Annotated in this window: 1 pseudogene; it reads left to right on the top strand. The window is 38.4% G+C overall.

Going from position 1 to position 237, the window contains the following annotated elements:
- Positions 1-50: 50 nt before the first annotated feature.
- Positions 51-237 (top strand): annotated as a pseudogene (locus KVT11_RS20595) (VanZ family protein); the annotation flags it as partial.

Here is a 237-nt window from a genome sequence, read left to right on the forward strand (position 1 = left end):
ATAACCTGTAATATGGTCAAGCATGACGTGAGAAAGGGGCAGCTATTTGTATGCCATCCAGTGCTATGTTTTCAATGGCATATTTTCTTCTGCTCGTCCCGATCTATCTAAATATGAGATATAGACTGGCAAAAAAACAGCAACGTTGTATCTATTTACGAACAGAAATGGGCCTTGCTTTTCTATGTGTATATACGAATGTTCTCTGTTATTTAACGGTCTTTCCGTATCGCCTTT

It is taken from the genome of Bacillus sp. GbtcB10 (assembly GCF_019091365.1).
Lineage (GTDB): Bacteria > Bacillota > Bacilli > Bacillales > Bacillaceae > Bacillus > Bacillus altitudinis.